The following is a 24,320-nucleotide window of genomic DNA, read 5'->3' as shown; positions in this document are numbered from 1 at the left end:
TTCAGCGACCAACACGATGTCCGTGACCAACCCAAAACCCTGTGGGAGCAAGCCTGCTGGCGATAGCGGAATATCAGGCAACAGAAACAGCGCATGTGCCATGGCCACAACTGTCAACCTTGCTGCGCATCACCCCTGCAACTCCAGATTATCCAGCGCACGATTCACCGCCAACTCTCCGAGCATGATCAACTGCGCAATCCCCAACAACGCCCGGCGCTGCGACGCCGGCAAAAGACTGGCGACGTTCTGGGCAATGGTTTTGGCTGAAGCGAGTGTCTCGCTGGCATCGGCCAACAGTTCTTCGTTTTTGTTGTCCGCAGTCACGGCATACATTCCGCGTTTTTTACGTGGCGGCGGCGTGGAACCGGGCGGACAGAGGTAATGGTCCAGGGCGCGGTCGGCGGCTTCGTGGAGTTTTTTTGAGTCGATGGATTCGTAGGGAGAAACCGATTCGGTTTCGGGTGGGTTGGGTGTTGGTTTGATCATGAGTGAATCTCCAAATCATAGAAAAGGAGCCATCATCTTTCGCTACCAAACGAAGGGGTGGTGGCCATACGAAGGTTGGTAGACCGGTGACTTGGAAAACCGGCGCGCCCGAAGACGCCCTGCGCATGGCCACCATAAATACACAGCCCCAAAAGGGCCTGTATCGGGTGACGCTATGCGCCAAGTCTAAGCCGGGCTACCAAACCCGATCGCTGATTCGTCAGCGACCGGACCACAATAGAATCCGACCCAAAAGCGCACAAGCCGGCGGATTCTGGCGTAGCTGTAGGCAAAGGCGCAAGGATGTGTAGCCTGGGAGAGTGTTTGGAGATGTCTTTTTAAACGCTGATGTTTACCGAGACCTTACTGCGGAAATCTACCCTAAATAGGTCCATTCCCTTATTGGGCCAGCTGACTTGCGTGTGTTGAGCTACATTTCACACCCGATGGCTGCTGTCGGCCAACAGCAGTCAGTCAAATACGTCTAGGAAAGTCAGGGGTGTAACCTAAATGCTTCGGGGGCTCGACCCTCTTTAAACATCAAAACTGCACAATTCGATTTCGGCACGTACGCTGAATTTTTAGGGTAAGGGCGATCCCCACATGAGGTGTCGCCCCTCGAACAACCGATTGAAAAGCTAGCGACATGGGCGAGGGATGCACTGCCTTGTTTTCTCAATATACGAGACGCCATCACCGTTTTCGTGGGTTAATTGCCACATCTCTTTTATTAGCTCTGGGGTGATACGGACTTGCTCATCGTTACCCCCAAGGGAAGTGAGAGTTTTCTTGATTCCTACCCCAAAACGGTTTATTAGCTCCTCCCGCGTCGTATATTTCTCAATTCGCTCATAGAATGGCGCAAGAATTTCATTCACTGCTCGATCTGACCAGAATAAAGCTTCTGTTCTACTTGGGTCGATGGTTAGTGTTTTGCAGTGACCTTCGGAAGTTAGAACATTTATTGTGATTCCAATGACTGTTTCTCTAACTACAGCCTTCCCTTTTGCCTTTGCCATGATTGTTCCTCCGAGCGTGAGTGAAAGCACAGACTAAAAGTAGACCAAATACGTGGCGCGGCTCATACATTTGGAAAAAACATGACAGGTGTCGCATCTGCTTTATTAATAATAGACTGATTTTGTTAGATTTAATGCCATTAGGAGGTCGCTGTTTGGCATCGCATCGGCTCATCGATAACAGTTTTTTAGAGTGAGCGCGCACCGCAACGTGATGAAGGCAATATGAACTCTGCTGTATGGCTATATTGAGTTTCGTTTATATAGCGTTTGGCTGTAACGTACCAATTGAGAGTATTTTGCCCAATAGGCAATCCGACGAGTGACCGTCAAAAATATGCATTTTCATTTCTCCGTCTACCATTCTTCCAGAGGCAAGCCTTGTGCTCGGAGAAAATGTCGGGCCCTAGCTTTCTCTCTGCTGGATCTATGAGGGCTATCAAGTCTAGAGGTGTGTATGAAAGACGTTAAAGAATTTCCAGGGCAATCTCTTTTTGAGTTTTCTCAACAGTTGCTCTTGGCAGGAACACAAGAAGCCTACAAACTGGATGGATATGGAGGATCAGTTATCTGGGACTTAGATTCGTATAGGACAGAGGCAGGTGAAAGAATTAAGCACTTTAGTTCGGAAATAGTTGTCCCGCCCGCACCTACTCAACAAGGCGCTCAGAAAGCTATATTTTTGTTTAATGGATTGCAGACTAGCCTTAAAAAAACAACTGATAAAGCTATATTACAGCCCGTGCTTGCCTGGAGAAATGGCGGTTGGTCGGTATCCAGCTGGTATGTAAATGGGGTTCGGGATAAGCCGAGAGAAGTAAGGGTGATTTGCAACACGAAGCCAATCCCAGTTAAGAGTGGGGATAGGCTGGCAGGTGTAATGACCTCGGAGGTCGATACGTACGGATTTTATTATTCCTGTGAATTTGAAAATTTGCCAGGTAGCGGGCTTGAGGTGGTGTCACCTTTTGATCTGACGCTTTCATTGTTAGCGTTGGAAGCATACGGGGTAACGTCCTGTGAGTCACTCCCCTCAAAAGATTTGCGCTTTTCCAATATAAAGCTAACCACTACCTCCTCACTGAAACCTTCGTGGGAAGCAAAAAACCATGAAAGCGAGTGTAAAATTTCTGCAAAAATTTCTGTCGAAAATGATGGCGCCGATGTGACTTTCTCCAAGGGGTAATAGTTTTGTTTAGTACACTGCACTCCGGCACTAAGGGGTTCTGGCTCGTTATGAATCTGGGTCAGACTAGCATTCTGGATCGACTAAGTCATGGTGTGGAGCGTGAGGCAGCTAAACCCTTCGCCCAAACTAAAGTTAAGAAAAGGGGATTGGTTTATTTTAAGAGAAATAAATCAGTCCCGTTTTTCCACTTTTTGTTCTTTTTCCCTTGCGACTCCCATATCGTATTTTGAATTTCGCAAAGTGCATAAAAAATGCGTTAACTGACTGTCCGCTTTTGGCCGATAGCGGACACTCTCGACTACCCGCATCAGGTCAGGAACGACAATAAGCACTCGCTTGCGTCTCGGCTCCCTGCTTTTGGAGGCCTCTGAACCGGCATTCAACTGAAAGGCAAAAATAACGACTTCATCCTTACAGATCAGGGCCTTATAAAGCTCGGCAACACCACCCCCTCCCCCAACCTCTCCACCCCCAACCGCACCCTCTCCTCCCCCTGCTCAATCACCACCCCATCCCCCTCCACCGCCACCAACTTCACCCCAGGCCCCACCCTTTCCCCCTGCAAAAAACTCCTCGGCGGCCCGTCGTTCAAACTCAAAATCGCCACCGCCCCGCGACTCCCCGCCATCACCCCGCTCACCTTGATGTCCACTGGCGCCGTTTGATTGGAAAACCACTGCAACGCCGGACTATCACTGCGCGCCGCGAGCATTTGTGGGGGCGCTGGTGGGGTGTGGGATTCGGCGGAGGTCAGGAGCAGCGACGACCAAGTCGCCACGCCCACCAGGGCGGCGAGCAGCGCGAGGGCCTGGACCGTTTGCGGGGGGGATATGCGTGCGGTGAGCATCATGGGCTGAATCTCCTTTTAGTCCCTGCTGACAGGCTACGCGGCAATTCTCACGGTTTTATTTCACACGTCTTACATGTTGGCCGTGCAGGATGTTTTTTTGGGACAGGGCAGGACGCAAAGGAGCGCGCAACCGATGAACGGGGTCAAGCAACAGGGCTTTACGCTGATCGAGTTGATGGTGGTGTTGGTGATCATCGGGATCGCCAGTGCGGCGATCAGCCTGAGTATCAAGCCGGATCCGCTGCAATTGCTGCGCAAGGACGCCGAGCGGGTGGCGCAGTTGCTGCAGGTAGCGCAGGCGGAGGCCCGCGCCGATGGTCGGCCGATTGTGTGGCTGAGCGATGGCAAGGGGTTTCGGTTCAGTCGGCGCAGTGACAGCGGTCGGGGTTTCGAGCATTTCAAGGATGATCCGCAGTTGCGGCCGCGCACCTGGCAGAGTCCGAAGCTGGAGGTGCGGGTGGAGCCGAAGCAGAAAGTCGTGCTCAACGCCGAGTGGATCAACCCGCCGCTGCAATTGACCCTGTCTGACGGGCTCAATCGCCTTAGTGTGCTGCGCGATGCCAGTGGAAGGATCAGTGTGCAATGAACGATCAACGGGGCTTTACCCTGATCGAGGTGATGGTCGCGATTCTGCTGATGGCGGTGGTCAGTTTGATTGCCTGGCGCGGGTTGGACAGTGTGACGCGGGCGGACAGTCATTTGCAGGCGAGCAGTGAACAGAGCGACAGTTTGTTGCGGGCGCTGAATCAGTTGCAGCGTGATGTGGATATGCGCGCGGGGATTGAATTGACTGAGCCGAAGAAGGTTGGCGTGGATGATGAACCGCCGAGTGCGCCGCCTGCGTTGACCGTGCGGAGCAGTGACAGCAAGGGGTTTCGGCTGGATATCATTCGCAGTGCGGCGGATCAGCCTGGGGCGTTGCAGCGGGTGCGTTGGTGGGTCAAGGGAGACACGTTGTATCGCGCGGTGGCGGCGGCGAGCAGTCGGTATCCGTTGCCGGCGCCGGGGGCTGGGGTGGCGGTGTTGAAGGATGTAAGTGATGTGCAGGTGCGGGTTTGGGAGGTGGATAAGGGGTGGCGGCAGTTGAGTGGTAATCGGCGGGAGGATCCGTTGGGGTTGGAGGTTCGGTTGAGCCGGGAGACGGCGCAGGGGGTGGAGCGGTATCGGCAGGTGATGGGGCCGTTGGACTGACATATATCCCTGCACATTGGATATCCCTGTAGGAGCTGCCGAAGGCTGCGATCTTTTGACTTTGTTTTTAAGATCAAAAGATCGTCCGATCGCGGCCCGAGCCTTCGGCAGCTCCTACATTGGGATTGGTGGCAGTCAGTTGGGGATTGGTTGACTGTGAAGCCGTCATCGCGAGCAGGCTCACTCCTACAATTGGATCGTATGCAGTGTGGGAGAGATTGGTCAGCTGTCGGGTCGTCATCGCTGGCACGCCAGCTCCCACAGGGGTTGGTGGTGTTGGGGTTAGCTGAGGACGACCACGCCACCCGGCAATTCGGTGCATTTGACGCCGTAAGCATCGCGAATCAGCAGTGCAACGCCGGCGAGTTGATCGAGGCTGAAGCGTGCCTGGACGCGGCGCTGGCCGACTTCGCGGTTGAGCAGTAGCAACATGCCTGGGCGATAGCGGTTGATCTCATCGATCATCTGACTCAGGGTCGCACCATTGAACACCAGCACCTGCTGGCGCCAGTTCATCACCGCTGCGGTGTCGACGCTTTGCACCGCGCCAACCTGCTGCGCGTCGTAGGTCAGTTGCTCCCCCGGTTGTAAACGCAGACTGCGGCCATCAACGTTGACGTCCACCGAACCATCAAGGCAGGTCACGCACACCTGCTGATCGGTATTGCGCAAATTGAACCGCGCCTGACTCGCCCGCAACCACCCGCCCCCGGCCTGCATCGCCAGTGGCAACCGCGCGGTCTGCACTTCGACTTCGCCGCTGACCAGCTCAAAGCCCTGCACACCGTCATCGCCGGCGCGCTGGTTGATGCGGGTTTGCGTGTTGAGCTCCAGGCTTACGCCATCGGCTGGCTCGAATCGCCGCTGCTGGCCGACCTCGGTAATGTAATCGGCGCCGAGCCCTTCGAAGCCACCGGGAATCGTCCCGCGCACCAGCAGGAACGCCGCCGATGCGGCAATCGCGCCGCCGAGAAAGGCGCGGCGACCGAAGCGCCGGGGTGCCTGCAATTGCTCCGCCGCCGGTTGCAGTTGATGCCACAAGCGCTTGGCGTCTTCGAACGCGCGGGCGTGCTCCGGGCTCTGTGCGCACCATTGGCGCAGTGCGCGGGCGTCGGCGACGGTGGCGCGGCCCGAGGTCAGCAAGATCAACCAGTCGCGGGCCTCGCCGTGCAGACGTTCGGCGGCTGAAGGCTCGGCAGGTGTCAGACGAAAGATGTTCAAACGCGCAGATTCTCAACGGATTAATCGGGACTTTTTACCCAGCTTCACTCTCTAGACGGTTTTCCGGCCCCGCGACCGAACCGCTGAAACACTTTTCTTTCCAGTTTCGCTGCACAGTGGCCCAACGCGGCTTTGATTTCCTTCTCGACCATGCGTGTGGAGATGCCGAAGCGCTGGGAGATTTCCAGGTGCGGCGCCTCCTCCAGGCGCGCCGCGATGAAGATCCGTCGGCGGCGTGCCGGCAGCTCGTACAATGCGCTGAGCAGCGACTGGATTTCCTTTTGCCCGCCCACGACTCGCGCCGGGTCCAGGGCTTCGTCGCCGATTTGCAGCAGCTCTTCGACTTCGCTGCCGGTAAGCAGGCGCGCATCGGCCTGACGCCGGTCGGCGGCAATGTTCAGCGCCATGCGATACAGGTAGGCATTGGGCCGCAGCAGGTTGGGCGGCGTTTCCATGCGGTCGACCCGCAGGTAGGTTTCGTGCAGCACGTCGTTCGCCAGGTCTTCCGAGCCGAGACGGCGTCGCAAGCGCACCCGAAAGTCCTCGTAGGACGTCAGGAACAGCTGGACCATCGAACCTTGTCCGGTGTCTTTCATCCCCCGGAAACTCCTTCCCATTTGGTGCATTCCATGCGTTTCCCTGACGACTCCGGTAACAACAGCAACGTGACCGGCTGACGTAACGCGCTGGGCGTCGGCCGGTCGATCCTGAGATTGCGAAAGCTCTCCACCAGCGCGGTATCGCGCCGTACATCGCCGGTGGTGGTGACCAACCGGTTGTGCTGCACCACGCCGTCACGCCCGACCCAGACCTGCAACACCGCGCGATAACTGCCCGGACGGGTCAGTGGCGAACGGCACAGGTTGCGCTCGATCGCCGCTTGCACGGCGGTGGCGTAGCTGCGACTCACGGCGGCGCTGGCCGGCGTGGTTTTTTCCAGGGGCGATGGCACGTCCTCGACCTGCGCCACCTGCAAGGTGAACGCATCGTCGCGGGCGTAACGCGCCATCAGCCCGCTGCCGCCGAGCAACCGGCGCAGCGCATCGGCAGCGGTGTATTCACCGTCGACCGCCAATGAGCGCCGACCGCGACTCAACTGGCTGTCGACCAGCACCGCCACCCCTGTGGCGTGGCTGTACTGATCCAGCGCCCGGGCCAGCTCCTGCGCCGGAATGTGCAGCGTCATGCGCAGGTCCGTCGGCACCGATTCGGCTGTCGCCGCGCCGCTAAACCAGCCCAGCGGCCAGCCAAACAGCAACCCCAGACACATCCGGCGCACAAGCCTCGTTGAACGCTGAAAACTGTCCCTGGAACTGCCTCGCTGCACGGCTGACGAATCCTTGGAAATCGTCATCCTGATGGCTGTTTATGAATCTGGTGTGACGGGCGGTGCAAAAAAACCATCACGGGATTTGCGCGGGGCTTGCACTAGACTCAAGCCATAGCGCGGCCCTTCCGGGCCGGCCAGGAGGCGAGCATGAAAACACGGTGGCGATTCACCCTTGGCGGGCTGTTGCTGGCGGCGCTGTCGAGCGCTTATGCCGAGCAACCATTGGGCTGCGTGGAAGTGACAGTCGGCGGCTACAAGGCGCCGAATTACGACTGCCTGAGCCAGCAGATGGGCAACAACCCCGAAGGCGCGGCAGCTGCACAGAAGAATCAGCAAGCGCTGAACGTGCCGGTGAACAAGCGGCCACCGAATCAGGTTGGGCTTGCGACGCCGGCGGGGACCAGTACACGGATGGGTAATACCTTCGGCACGTCGGTGAAACCGCAGCGCCCTGCCAACTGAGGACCCTGTAGGAGCTGCGGCACGCTGCGATCTTTTGACTTTGATTTTTAAAGCAAGATCAAAAGATCGCAGCGCGCCGCAGCTCCTACAGGTTTTGTGTTGTTCAGTCGCGCAACCCGACGGGGGCAAGCCTCCTCGCCACAATAGATGTTCTCAACCCGGGCGCAATCAGTCGCTTGGGGTCTGGCGGAAGCTCACCGCCAAGCGATTCCAACAGTTGATGGTGCTTACGGCCATGGTCAGGTCGACCAGTTCGACCTCGCTGAATTGCGCCCGGGCCTGTTGATAGACATCGTCCGGCACATGGCTGTCGGCCAACAATGTCACCGCCTCGGCCCAGTCCAGCGCGGCCCGCTCGCGGGGATTGAAAAAGCCGCTGTCGCGCCACACCGCTATCGCATACAAACGCCGATCACTCTCCCCGGCCCGCCGCGCGTCCACCGAATGCATGTCAGTGCAGAACGCGCAGCCGTTGAGCTGTGAGGCGCGGATCTTGATCAGCTGCAACAGCGGCGCTTCGATGCTCAGGTTGCTGGTCAGCGCTTCCATGGCGATCATGGCTTTCATCGCCTTGGGCGATGCGCTGTAGTAGTCCAGACGCGGGGACATGGGCAGGTCTCGGAATGCGGGATAGTGGCTTTACGGTAAGCGCAGACCTGTCGGCGTTACAGCCCCAATTCCATGGAATATCGATACACCATTGCATCCCCGTCAAACACAAACCCCCTGTAGGAGCTGCCGAAGGCTGCGATCTTTTGACTTTGGTTTTTTATAAACAAAAGCAAGATCAAAAGATCGCAGCCTTCGGCAGCTCCTACAGAGATGGGGACCAATTCCGGGTATTTGTGCTGCACAACTACTGCCACCTCAGCAAACAGCGTTAATCTGGCCGACACTTCAATCGCCCCCCGGAGCCGCGTCGGTATGGAACTGCATGTCGTGATCAATGGCCGCAAGGACCTGGCCGGTCAGTTGTACCAACAGCTGCGCGGTGCCATCGAATCCGGGCGGCTGGCGGCGGGCACGCAGTTGCCGCCCAGTCGTCTGCTGGCCGAGCAACTGGGGATCTCGCGCAAGACCATTTCCGACACCTACGCGCAGCTGACGTATGAAAATTTCCTCACCGGGGTGATCGGCAAAGGCACTTACGTCAATGCGCGCCCGGCGCAGATTCAGCGCAAGCAAAGCCACACTGAACTGGCCAGCGCCGAGGTCATCGAGCGCTGGCGCACCCTGCCGATGTTCCTGCAGCACCCGACGCTGCAAGGCTCGCTGCGCTACGACTTCATCGGCGGCGCCACCAGCAAGGGCCAGTTTCCCCATGACGACTGGCGCCGCTGCGTCGCGCACGCCATGCGCCAGATGGCTGCGTCCAAGGGTTTCTACAGCGTACCCGAAGGCCTGCCGGCGCTGCGCCACGCGATTGCCGGGCACATCGCGTTCTCGCGCGGGATCAACTGCCAGGACGAAGACATCGTGGTGTGCAACGGTGCACAACAGGCGCTGGACCTGATCTCCCGCGTGCTGATCAGCCCCGGCAGCCGGGTGGCAATGGAAGACCCGGGCTACCCGCCAGCGCGTCTGCTGTTCGGCTCCCACGGTGCGCAAGTGGTCGGTGTGCCGGTGGACGCCGAAGGCATTGTGGTCGAGCAGATTCCCGAGGGCACGCGGCTGATTTACGTCACCCCGTCGCACCAGTTCCCGCTGGGCATGTCGATGAGCCAGGCGCGCCGCGAAGCCTTGCTGGCCCGGGCCTATGAGCTGGGGGCGATCATCATCGAGGACGACTATGACAGCGAATTCCGCTACGAAGGTCGCCCCACCGACTCACTGCACAACCTCGATCAGCGCGGCATCGTCGCCTACATCGGCACGTTCTCCAAAACCCTGCTGCCAGAGCTGCGCCTGGGCTACGCGATCCTGCCGCCGGCGATCCTCGAAGCGGTGATTCGTGCCAAAAAACTCACCGACCAGCATGCCTCGACCCTGCCGCAATGGGCGCTGGCCAAGTTCATTGCCGAGGGTTGTCTGCTCAAGCATATCCGCCGTTGCCACGCGATTTACGCCCAGCGCCGCGAACGGATTCTGGCGCGCATGGCCACCGATCTGTCGCCCTGGCTCGACGCGGTGCCGGCCAGCGCGGGCTTCCATATGGCGGTGCTCTGCAAGGTGCCGATCGATCTGCCGCTGGTGATCGAACTGGCGAAAAAGGTCGAGGTCGGCCTGTACTCCATCGACATTTTCTATGACCAGCAACCGGTGAAGAGCGGCCTGTACTTCGGCTTTGGTGCCATCGAGACGCTGGACATCGACATCGCCCTGGATCGCCTGCGCGACATACTGCAACAAGTTGCGTGAATGATTGGTCTGGGCGATTAACCGCCGATTGGTTATTGGTGTTCACCGGGCGCAGGCCTATTCTGCACTGGCGTTATCCCTCAATGAGCAGGATTCGTCCGGCCTGATTCAGGAGTGTGAGCAATGTCCAACGAAGTGATCAACACCGTAGAGGTGCGAGCCGCCGCCGGCCGTTCGGAAGAACTCGGCCGGCAGTTGCAGAAGATCGTCGACACCCTGCGCGAAACACCGGGCTGCGACTCCTATATGGTCGACCGCTGCCCCGAGGACAACCATCGCTGGACGGTCAGTGCCCACTGGCAGTCGGAAGCGGCAATGCAGGCGCACTTCAACCGGCCCGAGGCGCAGGGGTTTATTGACCTGATCGATAGCCGACTGGCCAATAGTGTGGATTTCAACAGCTTCCCAATCGTTTAGAAGCAAGATCAAAAGATCGCAGCCTTCGGCAGCTCCTACAGGAAACGCATTCCACTGTAGGAGCTGCCGAAGGCTGCGATCTTTTGCTTTTGGTCAAGGCCAATTGGTCACCCGATCTTCCCGAATATTGGCCGTTTGCTCGCTCCACCCCGCAGACTACTGTGGTCACCACCCCCTCCTCCAACAGGTGATCCGCCATGAAAGCCCTGCCCCTCGTCGCCGCTGTTCTCGCTTTGTCTGTGTCTGCCGCTGCCCTGGCCCATGACCCGTCCGAGAAAGTCACGGTGCTGCAAGACCAGATGCTGAAAAACGCCCCCGACAAAAAGGCCATGATGATCGAGGTCGACTACCAGCCCGGACAGTCCTCCATCGCCCACAAACACGACGGCACCGCCATGGCCTACGTGCTGGAAGGCGAAGTGATTTCCCAGGTCAAGGGCGAACAGCCGATCACCTACAAGAAAGGCCAGTTCTGGTACGAACCGGCCGGCTCCGAGCATCTGGTGTCGAAAAACGCCAGCACAACCCAACCGGCGAAGTTACTGGTGTTCATGGTGCTGGCGCCAGACGAGCAAGTGCTGATCCCTCTGAAAAACTGATGGTTGTTTGAACAGCCATAAATAAAAAGACGGAGCACATAAGTTGTATTGACAGTAAGGCCCTCATCGCGAGCAGGCTCACTCCTACAGGGGGAACGCACTCCAATTGCAGGAGCGGGCTTGCTCGCGAAGGGGGCGGAACAAACACCACAAAAACCTCAGACATAAAAAAACCCCGGTATCTCACGACACCGGGGCTTTTTCATTCAACCACTACTCAGGCCGGCTCAAGCTCGGCATTCGCAGCAGCCGCAGGCACTACCGATTGACCGCTCAACGCGAGGTCAAGCAGTTCGCGGTTGGCCACTGCATACATGGCGTAGTCAGTGCCGCTCGCCGCACGGATTTCCACCAGCATGGCGCGCCAGCGCGAGATCATGCCTTCGTTCTGCGCCATCCACAGCGCCAGACGTGCTTCCACGTCCAGGGTGCCGTCGCCCTGTTGCAGGACCGAGATGGTGATCGCACGTTGCTGCCAGTCGATGTCATCACGGAACGCTTCACGGGCCAGGGCCTGCCAGTTGTTTTCAACCGGCAGCGCGCTGATCTGTTGCAGGTACCAGGTGATGTCCAGCGCACTGCCCACGGCGAAGTAAGCCTTGGCCACTTCGGCCGGGTCCTGGCCAGTGACGTCGGACGCTTCGATGATCGGCAGCAGGGTGTACAGGTGCGAGGTACCCGCCACCATACGCGCCAGCAACTCCGGAACACCGGCCGCGACGTAAGCCTGATAACGCGCCTGCCAGTTTTCACGGATTTCGCCGCTCAGCAGTTCGTCCAGCTTCAGGCCCAACTCCTTCAGGTGCGGACCGAAGTGCGCCACGTCACGGGCAGCGTTCTGCTCGTTGCGGCGGGCACGCAGGAACCAGCGGGTAGCACGGCGGCCCAGACGCATCAGCTCGTCCATCAGCTCCAGTTGCACGTCAGCGGAGACCTGGTAGTCCAGCGCTTCAATCTGACGGAACCAGTGCGGGAGGTGGAAGATGTCACGCACGATCACGTAGGCGCCGGCCACGTTCGCCGGGCTCATGCCGGTCGACTCTTTGAGTCGCTGAACGAAGGTGATGCCCATGTGGTTGACCAGGTCGTTGGCGATCTGGGTGCTGACGATCTCGCGCTTCAGACGGTGACGACGCATGGCTTCGGAGAACTTGCTGACCAGGGTCGGCGGGAACGCCGTTTCCATGTCGCGGGTCAGGTAATCGTCGTCCGGCACCAGCGAGTTCAGCAGCTGTTCCTTGAGGTCGATCTTGCTGTACGAGATCAGTACCGACAGCTCGGGACGGGTCAGGCCATGGCCTGCCGCAACGCGCTCGTTGATCTGCTCTTCGGTCGGCAGGAACTCGATGGCACGGTCCAGCTTGCCACGGCCTTCCAGATCGCTCATCAAACGCTTGTACTCGGCAATGCGCTCGTAGGCACGACGCGCCGCCAGGGACAGGGCCTGAGTCTGCTTGTAGTTGTTGCCCAGCACCAGACCACCGACTTCGTCGGTCATGCTCGCCAGCAACTGGTTGCGTTGCTTGTCGGTCATGTCGCCAGCCTGAACCACTTCGTTCAGCAGGATCTTGATGTTCACTTCGTGGTCGGAGCAGTCCACGCCACCGGCGTTGTCGATGAAGTCGGTGTTGGAACCGCCGCCATTGAGACCGAATTCCACACGACCCAGTTGGGTCATGCCGAGGTTACCGCCCTCGCCCACCACTTTGCAGCGCAGCTCGTTGCCGTTCACGCGCAGTGCATCGTTGGCCTTGTCGCCCACGTCGGCATGGCTTTCGGTGCTGGCTTTCACATAAGTACCGATACCGCCGTTCCACAGCAGATCCACCGGCGCCTTGAGCAAGGCGTTCAGCAGTTCGGTCGGAGTCAGCTTGTCGGCCTTGATGTCGAAGCGTTCTTTCATCTGCGGCGAAATGGCGATGCTCTTCGCGCTGCGCGAGAAGATACCGCCGCCTTCGGACATGATGCTGGTGTCGTAGTCGGTCCAGGCCGAACGCGGCAGATCGAACATGCGCTGACGCTCGACGAAGCTGGTGGCTGGGTTCGGGTTCGGATCGATGAAGATGTGCATGTGGTTGAAGGCCGCGACCAGTTGCAGCTTGTCGGACATCAACAGGCCGTTACCGAACACGTCACCGGCCATGTCACCCACGCCGACCACGGTGATGCTGTCTTCCTGGACATTGATGCCGCGCTCGCGGAAGTGGCGCTGTACGCCAACCCACGCGCCCTTGGCGGTGATGCCCATTTTCTTGTGGTCGTAACCGGCCGAACCACCGGAGGCGAATGCGTCACCCAGCCAGAAGCCGTAGTCGATGGCGATACCGTTGGCGATGTCGGAGAAGGTTGCAGTGCCCTTGTCCGCGGCCACCACCAGGTACGGGTCATCGTCGTCATGCCGCACGACGTTGGCCGGCGGTACCAGCGCGCCGTCTTTCAGGTTGTCGGTGATGTCCAGCAGACCCGAAATGAAGATGCGGTAGCAGGCGATGCCCTCGGCCGCGATCTCGTCACGGCTGCCGCCCAGTGGCAGGCGACGCGGCAGGAAGCCGCCCTTCGCACCCACCGGCACGATGACCGAGTTCTTCACTTGCTGGGCTTTTACCAGGCCGAGGACTTCGGTACGGAAGTCTTCTTCACGGTCGGACCAGCGCAGACCACCACGAGCGACGTTGCCGAAGCGCAGATGCACGCCTTCGACGCGTGGCGAGTAAACGAAGATTTCGAACTTCGGTACTGGCTTCGGCAGTTCAGGAATCGCGTGCGGATTGAACTTGAAGCTGAAGTACGACTTGGTCTGGCCGTTGGCATCCGTCTGGTAGAAGTTGGTGCGCAGGGTGGCTTTGATCAGGTCCAGGTAACGACGCAGGATACGGTCTTCGTTGAGCACCTGAACGTCGTCCAGTGCGGTCAGAATCGCTTGTTCCAGACGCTGTTGCTTGTCTTCCAGATCATCGCTGCCCAGCTTGCGCGCCAGGTAGAAACGGGTCTTGAACAACCGGGTCAGCTCGCGAGCGATGTCGGTGTGGTTGTTCAGGGTGCTGGCGATGTAGCCCAGGTCGAAGCCCAGACGGATCTGCTTCAGGTAACGGGCGTAAGCACGCAGCAACGCCACGTCGCGCCATGGCAGACCGGCGGTCAGCACCAGACGGTTGAACGCATCGTTCTCGGCATCGCCACGCACGATGTGGACGAACGCGTCCTGCAGGGTGTCGTTGAGCTGCTGGATGTCCAGCTCCAGGCCTTCGGCAGCGGTGAACGCGAAGTCGTGAATCCAGAACTCGCGGCCGCTGGTGTGACGCAGACGGTACGGGAATTCACCCAGCACGCGCAGGCCGAGGTTTTCCAGAATCGGCAGCACGTCGGACAGTGCCAGCGGGGTGTCGGCGTGGTACAGCTTGCAATGCAGCTCGCGCTGGCCGGAGGCCTGGCCCAGCGGCTGATAGAAACTCATCACCAGCGGATTTTTTTCGTTCAGGCTCAGCAGGTGCTGCATGTCGACCACGGCCGAATGCGCCGCGAAACGCTCGCGGTAACCAGCCGGGAAGCCTTTCGGGAAGTCCGCCAGCACGTTGGTGCCGTGGGCTTCGCCGAAGCTTTCGACGGTCAGTGCGGCATAGTCGTCCTGCCAGCTGCGGCAAGCCTGTACGACTTCTTTTTCCAGCAGCAGCGGGTCGATGTCGAGGCGGTTCTTCGGATCGACGCGCAGGATCAGTTGCACGCGGGCCAGCACGGACTCGGAGAAGAACGTCCAGAACTCGCAGTCGGTGGCCTTCAGGCGCTCCATCAGGACTTGCTGGATCTTCTGGCGCACTTCGGTGGAATAGATGTCGCGCGGCACGTAGGCCAGGCAGTAGCAGAAGCGACCGTACGGGTCTTTGCGCAGGAACACGCGGATCTTGTTGCGTTCCTGGATCTGCACGATCGACATCACGGTGCTGAACAGTTCGTCGACCGGGGTCTGGAACAGGTCGTCACGCGGCAGCACTTCGAGCACCTGCGCCAGTTCCTTGCCCAGGTGAGCCTTGGACTGGAAGCCAGAGCGGCGTTCGATTTCTTCGACCTTGCGACGGATGAACGGGATGACCCGCACGCTCTCGCCATACACCGAGGAGGTGTACAGGCCCATGAAGCGGTGTTCCTTGATGACTTTGCCGTCGGCGTCGATTTCACGGATCGACACGTAGTCCGGGTAGGCAGGACGGTGCACGCGGCTCGGGTGCGCAGCCTTGGCGAACGACAGCAGGGTCGGTTCGCGCAGGTAGTTCACCGCGTAGTCTTCGATGTGACGGTCTTCGTTGGTCAGACCGGTGCGCAGCAGTTTGGTCAGACCGAGGAAGGAATTCTGGTCGTACTCGATATGGCCGCCATCGGCCTGATCGACAACGGTGAACTCTTCGTAGCCGAGGAAGGTGAAGTGGTTGCCCACCAGCCATTCCAGGAAACTCTTGATTTCGGTCTTTTCGTCGGCATCGACGGCGAATGCGCTGTTATCGAGCTTGGTGAGGATCTCCTGCACCTTGGCCTTCATCGGCTCGAAATCAGCGACCGCGACACGCACTTCACCGAGCACCTGTTCCAGCTCTTTGCTCAGCACATTCAGTTCGGCGGCGTTGGCGCAGCGGTCGATTTCCAGGTACATCAGCGACTCGTGCAGCACGCCTTCGCCGGTGCTGCCCTTTGGCAGGATTTCCAGCAGTTCGCCCTTGCTGCCACGACGCACGCTGAGCACAGTGGTTTGCAGGGTGTGGATACTGTAGCCGCGACGGTTCAGCTCGGTGCGGACCGAGTCGACCAGGAACGGCAGGTCGTGGTGCAGCACTTCGACCGCGGTGTGGGTCGACTGCCAGCCATGACGCTCGTAATCAGGGTTGTAGACGCGCACTTGCGGTTGCGCGTGATCGAAGCGCTCAAGCAGGCGCCACGCGGAAAGAGTACAGCCAGCGAGGTCGGAGAGGCGACGTTGGGTCAGCTCGTCCAGGGAAATGATGCCGAAGAATTGTTCAGCGAACAGCGCCACTTGTGGCAGTGCCTGTTCACTGATGTGCTGCGCCAGTGCCGCTTGCAGTTGGTGCTGGAAGTCGGCTTTGCTGGCTGCGGTGAAGAACGCCATCTGTGGTACTCCGCTTAAGCTTGTTATTGATGGAAAGCGTCGCGTGCAACACCCCTTTCGGGGCTTGTGTCGCCCTGTTCCTGATTCTCGGGCAGAGGAAACAGGGGGACAGGTGGGTGAAGCTGGACGAGACACTCAGGTCACATTCACCTTCCATTGAATGGGCATCTGCAAAAACGACTGTCGGGGCTGCCGACAATGTCTTTACGGGTGCTCATCCGTTGCGCAGCTTAATGGGTGCGACAATGTGTCTGCTTGCGGTGCTGCGACATATTCGGTCATTGGCACGTAAACAAGGGATCTGGCACCGATAAACACTAGCATTCATGGAGGAAAACGGCGGCTTGAATGCCCGTTTTTACGGTACAGGCGTGCCAGAAATGACCATTGACCTGCGTCGCGTTCACGACACATCCTCTGACACTCTCACATGCAGAAATTCCCGAGGGCTGGCAGAATCGCGCCCAATTGCGACCAACACGCCCGCCGAGGCAGGAATTCCCCCCATGCAAATGACCACCGCCCTACTGATCGTCAACCCGTGCGATGACGAAGAAGACAACATGGCCATGCTCTGCTGCCACAGCGACAAGGGCGATATGTTTCTGATGAGCCGTTATCCGGACGAGGATGAACTGGAGATCACCCTGGACGGCGAGCCTTCGACCCTCGACGGGGTGAAAGTCACCCTGAGCAAGACGCTGCTGAAGATCGAGATTGCAGCAGCGGATGCCGATGCGCTGAATGGGGATGATGTGCTGGAGATCACCTTCAACCCGGATATGGTTGATCTGGATGAGGTTGAAGAAACCCTGAAGAATATTCTGGATGGCACCGGGACCTATATCAGCCAGATTTGATGTCGGCTGGACTGGCCCCATCGCGAGCAGGCTCACTCCTACAGTACGGTGCATGACGGCCCATTGTAGGAGTGAGCCTGCTCGCGATAGGGCCGGTACAGGCAACCAATCACTTCCCTTCTACAAAAATCCACCAAATCCCCCGGTCATTTCCCGCACTTTGCGCAAAATGCCGTTAGTCGCCACCCCCCTCGATGGATTAAAGTAACGCCCCCAGCCCCGGCGTTATCCGAACGCCTGCGGCCACCCTTTCCAGGAACAGTCACCGATGGAACATCGTGAAGCGCTGCTGGCGCTGCGAACCTTTCTTTCAACGCAGATTCTCGGCCAGGAAAAACTCATCGAGCGCTTGCTCATCGCCCTGCTCGCCGACGGCCATATGCTGGTCGAGGGTGCTCCGGGTCTGGCCAAGACCAAAGCGATCAAAGAACTCGCCGAGGGCATCGAAGCCCAGTTCCATCGCATCCAGTTCACCCCGGACCTGCTGCCGGCCGACATCACCGGCACCGAGATCTATCGCCCGGAAACCGGCAGTTTCGTGTTCCAGCAAGGGCCGATCTTCCACAACCTGGTGCTGGCGGACGAAATCAACCGTGCCCCGGCCAAGGTGCAATCGGCGCTGCTCGAAGCCATGGCCGAACGTCAGGTCAGCGTCGGGCGCAGCACGTACGAGCTGTCGCCGCTGTTCCTGGTGATGGCCACGCAAAACCCGATCGAGCAGGAAGGCACCTATCCGCTGCCGGAAGCGCAGCTCGACCGGTTCCTGATGCACGTCAAAATCGGCTTCCCGGACGCTGCCGTCGAACGCCGGATCCTGCAGCAGGCCCGTGGCGAAGCGCTGAATGGCGAAACCAAACCCGAACGCCGGGTCAGCCAGCAGGCGATCTTCGCCGCGCGCAAGGAAATCCTCGGTCTGTACATGGCCGACGCAGTGGAGGAATACCTGGTGCAACTGGTCATGGCCACGCGCACCCCGGCCAAATTCGACCCTGAAATGGCCGAGTGGATCGCCTATGGCGCCAGCCCGCGCGGCTCCATCGCCCTCGACCGCTGCGCCCGTGCCCACGCCTGGCTGGCCGGTCGCGACTTCGTCAGCCCCGAAGACATTCAGGCGGTGCTGTTCGACGTGTTGCGTCACCGCATCATTCTGTCGTTTGAAGCCGAAGCCGCCGGCATCGATCAGGATCGGGTGGTGCAGCGGATTCTCGACGTCGTAGCCGTCGCTTGACCCCCATGAACGCCCCCCTGCCGTCCGAACCGGGCATCCGCATCAGCCTCACCGACCTGATCGAGATGCGTCACCGTGTGCGCGAAGTGCAGCTGTTTTCCACGCCGAGCCAGCGCAGCCCGCTGATCGGCCTGCATCACTCGAAATTCCGTGGCCGTGGGGTCGACTTCGATCAGGTGCGGGTCTATCAGGCCGGCGACGACGTGCGCACCATCGACTGGCGCGTCACGGCGCGCACCCAGGAGCCGCACACCAAGCTGTTCCATGAAGAACGCGAACGGCCGATTTTCATCATGGTCGAGCAAAGCACGCAGTTGTTTTTCGGCTCCGGGCTGATGTTCAAGTCAGTGCTCGCCGCACAAGCGGCAGCGCTGATCGGCTGGGCGGCACTGGGCCATAACGACCGGGTCGGCGGGTTGGTGTTCGGCGACAACGAGCATTACGAAATCAAGCCGCGCCGCAGCAAGCAGAGCCTGTTGCAGTTGCTCAACCGCCTGGTGAAGGTCAATCAGTCGCTGCACAGTGAACGTGAACCGGACCGCGACGCCCTCGGTGTGGCCCTGCGCCGGGCCCGTGAAGTGTTGCGCCCGGGCAGCCTGGTGATCGTGATCTGCGATGAGCGTGCGCTGTCCGACAGCGCCGAGCAGCAACTGAGCCTGCTGTCGCGCCATTGCGACCTGTTACTGCTGCCGCTGTCCGATCCGCTGGATCACGCGCTGCCCGCCGCCGGCCTGTTGCGATTCGCCGAAAGAGGCGCCCAGCTGGAGCTGGACACGCTGAATTTCGAGCTGCGCCAGACCTATCGCGCGCAGGCCGAAGCACGCATCGCCCGCTGGGAACTGCTCGCGCAAAAGCTGCGGGTGCTGTTGATGCCGCTGAGCACGCAAAGCGAAATGGTCGAGCAGATGCGTGAGTTCCTCAATCCGCAGCGTCCGGGGAGCGGTCGATGAACGGCCTCGAGCAACTGCAGCCACTGATTTCCCCACCGCCGATCGACTTCTGGCCGCCGGCGCCGGGGTGGTGGCTGCTGATTTTATTGCTGCCGCTGCTCGGGTTCGCCGCGTGGCGCTTGCGCCGGTTCATACCGACCAGAAAGCGCCCGATCGTGCGCGCCGAGCAACCGCTGGACCCGGTGCGCATCGCTGCGCTGGCCGAACTGGCGCAGATGCCCAAACCCTACGACGGCGCACCGGCCGGGGCCTGGCTGCAACAGCTCAACGGCCTGCTCAAGCGTCTGTGCCGAAACCACTACCCCTACAGCCAGAGCCATACGCTCAATGGCCGCAAATGGCTGGCGTTTCTCGACAACCGCTGCCCGGCCGCCGGCCTGACGCGCTGGATGGTGTTGGTCGAAGGCGCCTACAAACCCGAATGCAAACTCGACGACAAAGCCATCGCCGGCCTGACCCAAGCCGTCGAAACCTGGATTCGCAAACATGTTTGAGTTCGCCTGGCCGTGGATTTTTCTGCTGTTGCCGCTGCCGTGGCTGATGCGCCTGGTGCTGCCGGTGGCCGACAGCGGTGAGCCGGCGCTGCGCGTGAGTTTTCTGGCCGACCTCGAAGGCCTGGCGCGGCGACGTGCCCGCGCCAACCTGCCGGCATGGCGCCAGCAAGCGCCGTTCATGCTGCTGTGGCTGTTGCTGCTGAGCGCCGCCGCTCGCCCGCAATGGCTGGGTGAGCCGTTGCCAATTGCCGCCAGCGGGCGCGATCTGCTGGTGGCGGTGGACGTGTCCGGCTCGATGGATTTCCCCGACATGCAGTGGCAGGACGAAGACGTCAGCCGCTTGTCGCTGGTGCAGCACCTGCTCGGCGATTTCCTTGAAAGCCGCGACGGCGACCGGGTTGGCCTGATCCTGTTCGGCAGTCAGGCGTACCTGCAGGCACCGCTGACCTTCGACCGCCACACCGTGCGCGTCTGGCTCGATGAAGCGCGCATCGGCATCGCCGGCAAGAACACCGCCATTGGCGACGCGATCGGCCTGGCGCTGAAACGCCTGCGCATGCGCCCGGCGCAAAGCCGGGTGCTGATTCTGGTGACCGACGGCGCCAACAACGGCGGCGAAATCGATCCACTGACCGCCGCCAGACTGGCCGCCAGCGAAGGGGTGAAAATCTACCCGATCGGCATCGGCGCCAACCCGCAAGACAGTGGCAGCACTGGCCTGCTCGGGGTCAATCCGAGCCTGGACCTCGACGAACCGGCACTCAAGGCCATCGCGCAGGCCACCGGCGGCCAATACTTCCGCGCCCACGATGGCAAGGAACTGCAAGCGATCAAGGACACCCTCGATCAACTGGAGCCGGTGACCCAGCAACCCACGCAGGCGCGTCCGGCGCAAGCCTTGTATCAGTGGCCGCTGGCGTTTGCTCTGCTGCTGAGCCTGTTGCTGGTCGCCCGCGAATTGTGGCCGGACAACCCGCTGCAACGCCTGTTCACCAAGGAGCTGTATCTGCAAAGTCCGCTGCCTGACTGGCGCGAGCGCCTCAAACGCCTGCGTCTGCGGAGGCGCCGATGATCGCGCTCTGGCCGCACTGGTTCCGCCCCTGGTGGCTGTTGTTGCTGCCACTGCTGGGCTGGCTGCTCTGGCAACTCTGGCATCGGCAGAAACGCGCCGGGCGCTGGCAGATGATTCTGCCGCCGGCGTTTCACTCGACGCTGCTCAGCGGTGGTAACGGACGCGACAGCAAGCTGCCGTGGGTTGCCCTCGGTGTGGCATGGCTGCTGACCCTCGTCGCGCTGCTCGGGCCGAGTTGGGAGCGGGTCGAACAGACCAGCCAGAAACCCGCCGATCCGTTGGTGGTGGTGCTGGAGCTGACCCCGGAAATGCTCGCCACCGATTCACCGCCCACCCGCCTGGAACAGGCCCGGCGCAAGCTGTTCGATCTGTTGCAGGCACGCAGCGATGCGCAGACGGCGATCGTCGTCTACGCCGGCAGCGCGCACACGCTGGTGCCGCTGTCGGATGACCTGGCGACCAGCCGCAATCTGCTCGACGCGCTCAAACCGTCGCTGATGCCGGAAAGCGGCCACCGCGCCGATCTCGGCGTGAGCAAGGCGCTGGCGTTGCTCAAGCAAGGTGCGCTCGGTCAGGGGCGGATTCTGCTGATCGGCTCCTCGCTGACGGAAGAAGAACGCCAAGGCATTCGCCGCGCCCTGAGCCAGCAATCGGCGCCACTGCTGATGCTCGGCATCGGCACCGCTGAAGGTGCACCGATTGCCCAGGAAGACGGCAGTTTCCTCAAGGACGAACAAGGCGCGATCCGCGTGCCGCAACTCGACAGCCCGAGCCTCGGCGCCTTCCTCGCCAGTGTCGGCGGCGAATACCACCCTGCCCGCCTGGACGAAGGTGATCTCGGCGCCCTCGGCCTGCTCAACGGCCCACGCAGCCTGCGTGACGATGGCCAGACCGTGCGCCTCGACACCTGGGCCGATCAGGGTTACTGGCTGTTGTTGCCGCTGTTGCTGCTGGCTGCCTGCGCCGGGCGGCGTGGCTGGCTGTTCTGTCTGCCGCTGCTGTTGTACCTGCCGCAGCCAAGCTACGCTTTCGACTTCGAAGACCTGTGGCTGCGCCCCGACCAACAGGGCCTGCACCTGCTCAAACAGAAGCGCCCGGGCGAAGCCGCCGAACACTTTGAAGATCATCAGTGGCAAGGGGTGGCGTTGTATGAGGCCGGCGATTACAGTGGCGCCGCTCAGCGTTTCGCCGAAGGCAGCGATGCCCGCGCCCACTACAATCGTGGCAACGCCCTGGCGAAAAGTGGTGAGCTGGAAGCGGCCATCGATGCCTATGAACAGGCGCTGGAACTGCAACCGGACTTGCGCCCGGCACTGACCAACAAGGCCCTGGTGGAGAACCTGCTCAAGCAGAAGAACGCCCCACCGCCGGCAGAACCGCAGACACCATCGGCCCAACCGAACGTGCCCGGTGATGAACCACCACCGGCGACCGCACCGCCACCGGCAGTCAAAGGCGACACCCCGAGCGAGGCTCAGCCCGGCGAGTCGGCCAGCGAACCGCCGCCGACCAGCCCGCCGCAACCGGGGCCTAATGAAGTGCCAGGCAGCGATGAGGCGCAAGAAACGAACAGCGTGCCGACGCTGCGCCCGAACGAGGACAACCTCGAAGGCGAGCAACGTCAGGCTCTGGAACAATGGCTGGGCAAGATCCCCGACGACCCGGGCGAACTGCTGCGACGCAAATTCTGGTACGAACAGCAACAACATCAGGATCAGGAAAAAACTCGATGACCCGCTTCACCGCTCTCTTGCTGCCCCTGCTGATCTGCACGGCCACCGCCCAGGCGGCCGAGCTGACGGCCAGCGTGGATCGCAGTCGCCTGAACTCCGGCGAGACGGTCGAGCTCACCCTCGAAACCAGCGATGTCACGCAGTTCGGCAAGCCCGACCTGACCCCGCTGGAGCCGTTGTTCGAGGTGCGCGGCACGCGCCAGGTCAATCAGTTGAACACCCTCAGTGGCGACAACCGCGCCACCACGCGCTGGATCATCACCCTGCTGCCGAAAGAAAACGGCAGCGTGGTCATTCCGCCGCTGCAACTGGGTGACGTGCACAGCCAGCCGATCACCGTGCAAGTGGTCGAGAGCGACACCCGCGAAGAGAAAAACAACCCGGCCCCGGTGTTCATCGAGGCCAGCCTCGACCAGTCCAGCGTGTATGTGCAGGCGCAGGCGATCCTGACGCTGCGCATTTACCACTCAGTGTCGCTGTACGACGACAGCAGCCTGTCCCCGCTGCAAATCGCCGATGCGCGGATCGAGCAACTGGGCGACACGCGCACCTATGAGAAAGACATCAACGGCGTGCGCCATGGCGTGATCGAGATGCGCTATGCGATCTACCCGCAGCACAGCGGTTTGCTGAGCATCGCCGCGCAGACGTTCAGCGCCACGCTGGTCGACACCCAACCGACTCAGGATGCGACCGCACAAGGCCCGAAACCGGGCAAGCTGCTGCGCGTCAGTTCCGCCGAGATTCCGCTGACGGTCAAACCGAAACCGCTGACCTACCCCGCCGATGCGCCGTGGCTGCCCGCACGCAGCCTGAGCCTGAGTGAAAGCTGGAACCCGGAGCCGGAGCACACCCAGGTCGGTGACTCGCTGACCCGCAGCCTGACCCTGAAAGTCGAAGGCCTGGCCAGCTCACAGTTGCCCGCCCTGCCTGCCACCGAAACCAACGGCCTGCGCCGCTACCCGGATCAACCGGTGTTGAGCAACCAGAGCGGCGAGCGCGGCCTGATCGGCAGCCGTGAAGAACGCGAAGCGCTGGTACCCAGCCGTAGCGGTTCGATCGAGTTGCCGACGGTCGACGTGGTCTGGTGGAACACCTTCGAAGATCACCTGGAACACACCAGCCTGCCGGCGCGCACCCTGCAAGTGGCGAGCAACCCGAGCCTGCAGGTCGACACCCCGGCCGGCACCCTGCAATCGGCCAGCGTCGACAGCGACACCCTGTGGTGGTGGAAACTCAGCACCCTGACCCTCGCTTGCACCACCCTGCTCGGCTTCGGCCTGTGGTGGCGCGCACGCTGGCAACCGGCGATCCTGCGTGCCGCACAAACCGGCCCGAGCCCGCGCACATTGCTGGACGACATCAAACGCGCAAGTCAGGCCAACGATCCGCAAGCGACGCGGCAGGCGCTGGACGCCTGGGCCCGTCAACAGCCGGAAACCCTGGCGGACATGGCGGCGCGGTTTGTGCCGTTGTCCGACGCCCTCGACGGCCTCAACGGCGCGCTGTACAGCGAGACCGGCCAGCATTGGCAGGGTGAGGATTTGTGGCGGGCGATCCGCACGATTCCGACGGCCGAACGAGTACAGGATCCGGTGGGTGACAGCGGGCTGCCGCCGCTTTACCCGAAGTAAAAAGCAAAAGATCGCAGCCTGCGGCCGCTCCTGCACGGGACAACCGTATACCCTGTAGGAGCTGCCGCAGGCTGCGATCTTTTGATCTTTCAAGCCTTTGGGCAAGCCCGC

General features: G+C 60.6%; 22 protein-coding genes. 14 read left to right on the top strand and 8 right to left on the bottom strand.

Features of this window, described 5'->3' with window-relative positions:
• Positions 1–129: 129 nt before the first annotated feature.
• Together NN484_RS09260 and NN484_RS09255 are read right to left on the bottom strand one after the other, a co-directional pair.
• Positions 130–489, bottom strand: coding sequence for a DUF6124 family protein (locus NN484_RS09260; RefSeq protein WP_127652238.1), 360 nt, complete (start codon positions 487–489; stop codon positions 130–132).
• Between the two features lie 638 nt (positions 490–1,127).
• Positions 1,128–1,508 carry a hypothetical protein gene (locus NN484_RS09255; protein ID WP_274658948.1) on the bottom strand — a complete coding sequence of 127 codons (381 nt, stop codon included), beginning with the start codon at positions 1,506–1,508 and terminating at the stop codon, positions 1,128–1,130.
• A gap of 457 nt (positions 1,509–1,965) precedes the next feature.
• Here NN484_RS09255 and NN484_RS09250 point away from each other — a divergent pair, with 457 nt between their 5' ends.
• On the top strand, positions 1,966–2,694 hold the full coding sequence (locus tag NN484_RS09250) for a hypothetical protein (protein ID WP_274658947.1): 729 nt from the start codon (positions 1,966–1,968) through the stop codon (positions 2,692–2,694).
• A gap of 421 nt (positions 2,695–3,115) precedes the next feature.
• Here the strand turns inward: NN484_RS09250 and NN484_RS09245 are convergent, their stop codons facing one another.
• Positions 3,116–3,547 (bottom strand): type II secretion system protein N, encoded by a 432-nt coding sequence (locus NN484_RS09245; protein WP_274658946.1) that lies wholly within the window; start codon positions 3,545–3,547, stop codon positions 3,116–3,118.
• 133 nt (positions 3,548–3,680) lie between these two features.
• On the opposite strand from NN484_RS09245, the gene gspH reads away from it, so the two are divergent.
• Positions 3,681–4,133, top strand: a complete 453-nt coding sequence (gene gspH, locus NN484_RS09240) for a type II secretion system minor pseudopilin GspH (protein ID WP_127652241.1) — start codon at positions 3,681–3,683, stop codon at positions 4,131–4,133.
• On the top strand, positions 4,130–4,738 hold the full coding sequence (locus NN484_RS09235; protein WP_274658945.1) for a prepilin-type N-terminal cleavage/methylation domain-containing protein: 609 nt from the start codon (positions 4,130–4,132) through the stop codon (positions 4,736–4,738). The genes gspH and NN484_RS09235 overlap by 4 nt, the downstream gene beginning before the upstream one ends.
• A gap of 282 nt (positions 4,739–5,020) precedes the next feature.
• Here NN484_RS09235 and NN484_RS09230 read toward each other — a convergent pair whose 3' ends face one another.
• From NN484_RS09230 to NN484_RS09220, 3 genes are read right to left on the bottom strand one after another with little or no spacing between them, the layout of a single operon-like run.
• A complete protein-coding gene (locus NN484_RS09230) occupies positions 5,021–5,959 on the bottom strand; it encodes a FecR family protein (protein ID WP_274658944.1) in 939 nt (312 codons plus the stop codon).
• Between the two features lie 44 nt (positions 5,960–6,003).
• Entirely contained in the window at positions 6,004–6,555 is a 552-nt protein-coding gene (locus NN484_RS09225) for an RNA polymerase sigma factor (protein WP_215499777.1), read from the bottom strand.
• Positions 6,552–7,229, bottom strand: coding sequence for a secretin and TonB N-terminal domain-containing protein (locus NN484_RS09220; RefSeq protein WP_215500371.1), 678 nt, complete (start codon positions 7,227–7,229; stop codon positions 6,552–6,554). Before NN484_RS09220 ends, NN484_RS09225 begins: the two co-directional genes overlap by 4 nt.
• Positions 7,230–7,436: 207 nt before the next feature.
• Here NN484_RS09220 and NN484_RS09215 point away from each other — a divergent pair, with 207 nt between their 5' ends.
• Positions 7,437–7,751 (top strand): hypothetical protein, encoded by a 315-nt coding sequence (locus NN484_RS09215; RefSeq protein WP_215499775.1) that lies wholly within the window; start codon positions 7,437–7,439, stop codon positions 7,749–7,751.
• A 168-nt stretch (positions 7,752–7,919) separates the two neighbouring features.
• On the opposite strand, the gene NN484_RS09210 is transcribed toward NN484_RS09215, so the two are convergent.
• Positions 7,920–8,360: a carboxymuconolactone decarboxylase family protein gene (locus tag NN484_RS09210; RefSeq protein ID WP_127652246.1), complete on the bottom strand. Its 441-nt coding sequence runs from the start codon at positions 8,358–8,360 to the stop codon at positions 7,920–7,922.
• Positions 8,361–8,675: 315 nt separating this feature from the next.
• On the opposite strand from NN484_RS09210, the gene pdxR reads away from it, so the two are divergent.
• The 3 genes from pdxR to NN484_RS09195 all read left to right on the top strand — a co-directional run bounded on the left by pdxR (position 8,676) and on the right by NN484_RS09195 (position 11,125).
• Positions 8,676–10,109 (top strand): MocR-like pyridoxine biosynthesis transcription factor PdxR, encoded by a 1,434-nt coding sequence (gene pdxR, locus NN484_RS09205; protein WP_274658943.1) that lies wholly within the window; start codon positions 8,676–8,678, stop codon positions 10,107–10,109.
• Between the two features lie 123 nt (positions 10,110–10,232).
• Positions 10,233–10,526, top strand: coding sequence for a putative quinol monooxygenase (locus NN484_RS09200; protein WP_127652248.1), 294 nt, complete (start codon positions 10,233–10,235; stop codon positions 10,524–10,526).
• A 197-nt stretch (positions 10,527–10,723) separates the two neighbouring features.
• Positions 10,724–11,125 (top strand): cupin domain-containing protein, encoded by a 402-nt coding sequence (locus NN484_RS09195; protein ID WP_127652249.1) that lies wholly within the window; start codon positions 10,724–10,726, stop codon positions 11,123–11,125.
• A gap of 217 nt (positions 11,126–11,342) precedes the next feature.
• Here the strand turns inward: NN484_RS09195 and NN484_RS09190 are convergent, their stop codons facing one another.
• Entirely contained in the window at positions 11,343–16,238 is a 4,896-nt protein-coding gene (locus NN484_RS09190; RefSeq protein ID WP_127652250.1) for an NAD-glutamate dehydrogenase, read from the bottom strand.
• A 506-nt stretch (positions 16,239–16,744) separates the two neighbouring features.
• On the opposite strand from NN484_RS09190, the gene NN484_RS09185 reads away from it, so the two are divergent.
• From NN484_RS09185 to NN484_RS09155, 7 genes are all read left to right on the top strand, one after another.
• Positions 16,745–17,098, top strand: a complete 354-nt coding sequence (locus tag NN484_RS09185) for a hypothetical protein (RefSeq protein ID WP_007968580.1) — start codon at positions 16,745–16,747, stop codon at positions 17,096–17,098.
• A 268-nt stretch (positions 17,099–17,366) separates the two neighbouring features.
• The gene (locus NN484_RS09180) at positions 17,367–18,326 is read left to right on the top strand and encodes an AAA family ATPase (RefSeq protein WP_003218556.1); all 960 of its coding nucleotides are present in this window, start codon (positions 17,367–17,369) and stop codon (positions 18,324–18,326) included.
• A gap of 5 nt (positions 18,327–18,331) precedes the next feature.
• Positions 18,332–19,276: a DUF58 domain-containing protein gene (locus tag NN484_RS09175; protein WP_127652251.1), complete on the top strand. Its 945-nt coding sequence runs from the start codon at positions 18,332–18,334 to the stop codon at positions 19,274–19,276.
• The gene (locus NN484_RS09170) at positions 19,273–19,770 is read left to right on the top strand and encodes a DUF4381 domain-containing protein (protein ID WP_127652252.1); all 498 of its coding nucleotides are present in this window, start codon (positions 19,273–19,275) and stop codon (positions 19,768–19,770) included. The genes NN484_RS09175 and NN484_RS09170 overlap by 4 nt, the downstream gene beginning before the upstream one ends.
• Entirely contained in the window at positions 19,763–20,842 is a 1,080-nt protein-coding gene (locus NN484_RS09165; protein ID WP_127652253.1) for a vWA domain-containing protein, read from the top strand. The genes NN484_RS09170 and NN484_RS09165 overlap by 8 nt, the downstream gene beginning before the upstream one ends.
• The gene (locus tag NN484_RS09160) at positions 20,839–22,575 is read left to right on the top strand and encodes a tetratricopeptide repeat protein (protein ID WP_274658942.1); all 1,737 of its coding nucleotides are present in this window, start codon (positions 20,839–20,841) and stop codon (positions 22,573–22,575) included. Before NN484_RS09165 ends, NN484_RS09160 begins: the two co-directional genes overlap by 4 nt.
• Positions 22,572–24,209: a BatD family protein gene (locus NN484_RS09155; RefSeq protein ID WP_274658941.1), complete on the top strand. Its 1,638-nt coding sequence runs from the start codon at positions 22,572–22,574 to the stop codon at positions 24,207–24,209. The genes NN484_RS09160 and NN484_RS09155 overlap by 4 nt, the downstream gene beginning before the upstream one ends.
• The last annotated feature ends 111 nt before the right edge of the window (positions 24,210–24,320 follow it).

Origin of the sequence: Pseudomonas serboccidentalis (assembly GCF_028830055.1) — a bacterium.
Classification (GTDB): Bacteria; Pseudomonadota; Gammaproteobacteria; order Pseudomonadales; family Pseudomonadaceae; genus Aquipseudomonas; species Aquipseudomonas serboccidentalis.
This window is presented reverse-complemented; position numbering and strand designations above follow the sequence as displayed.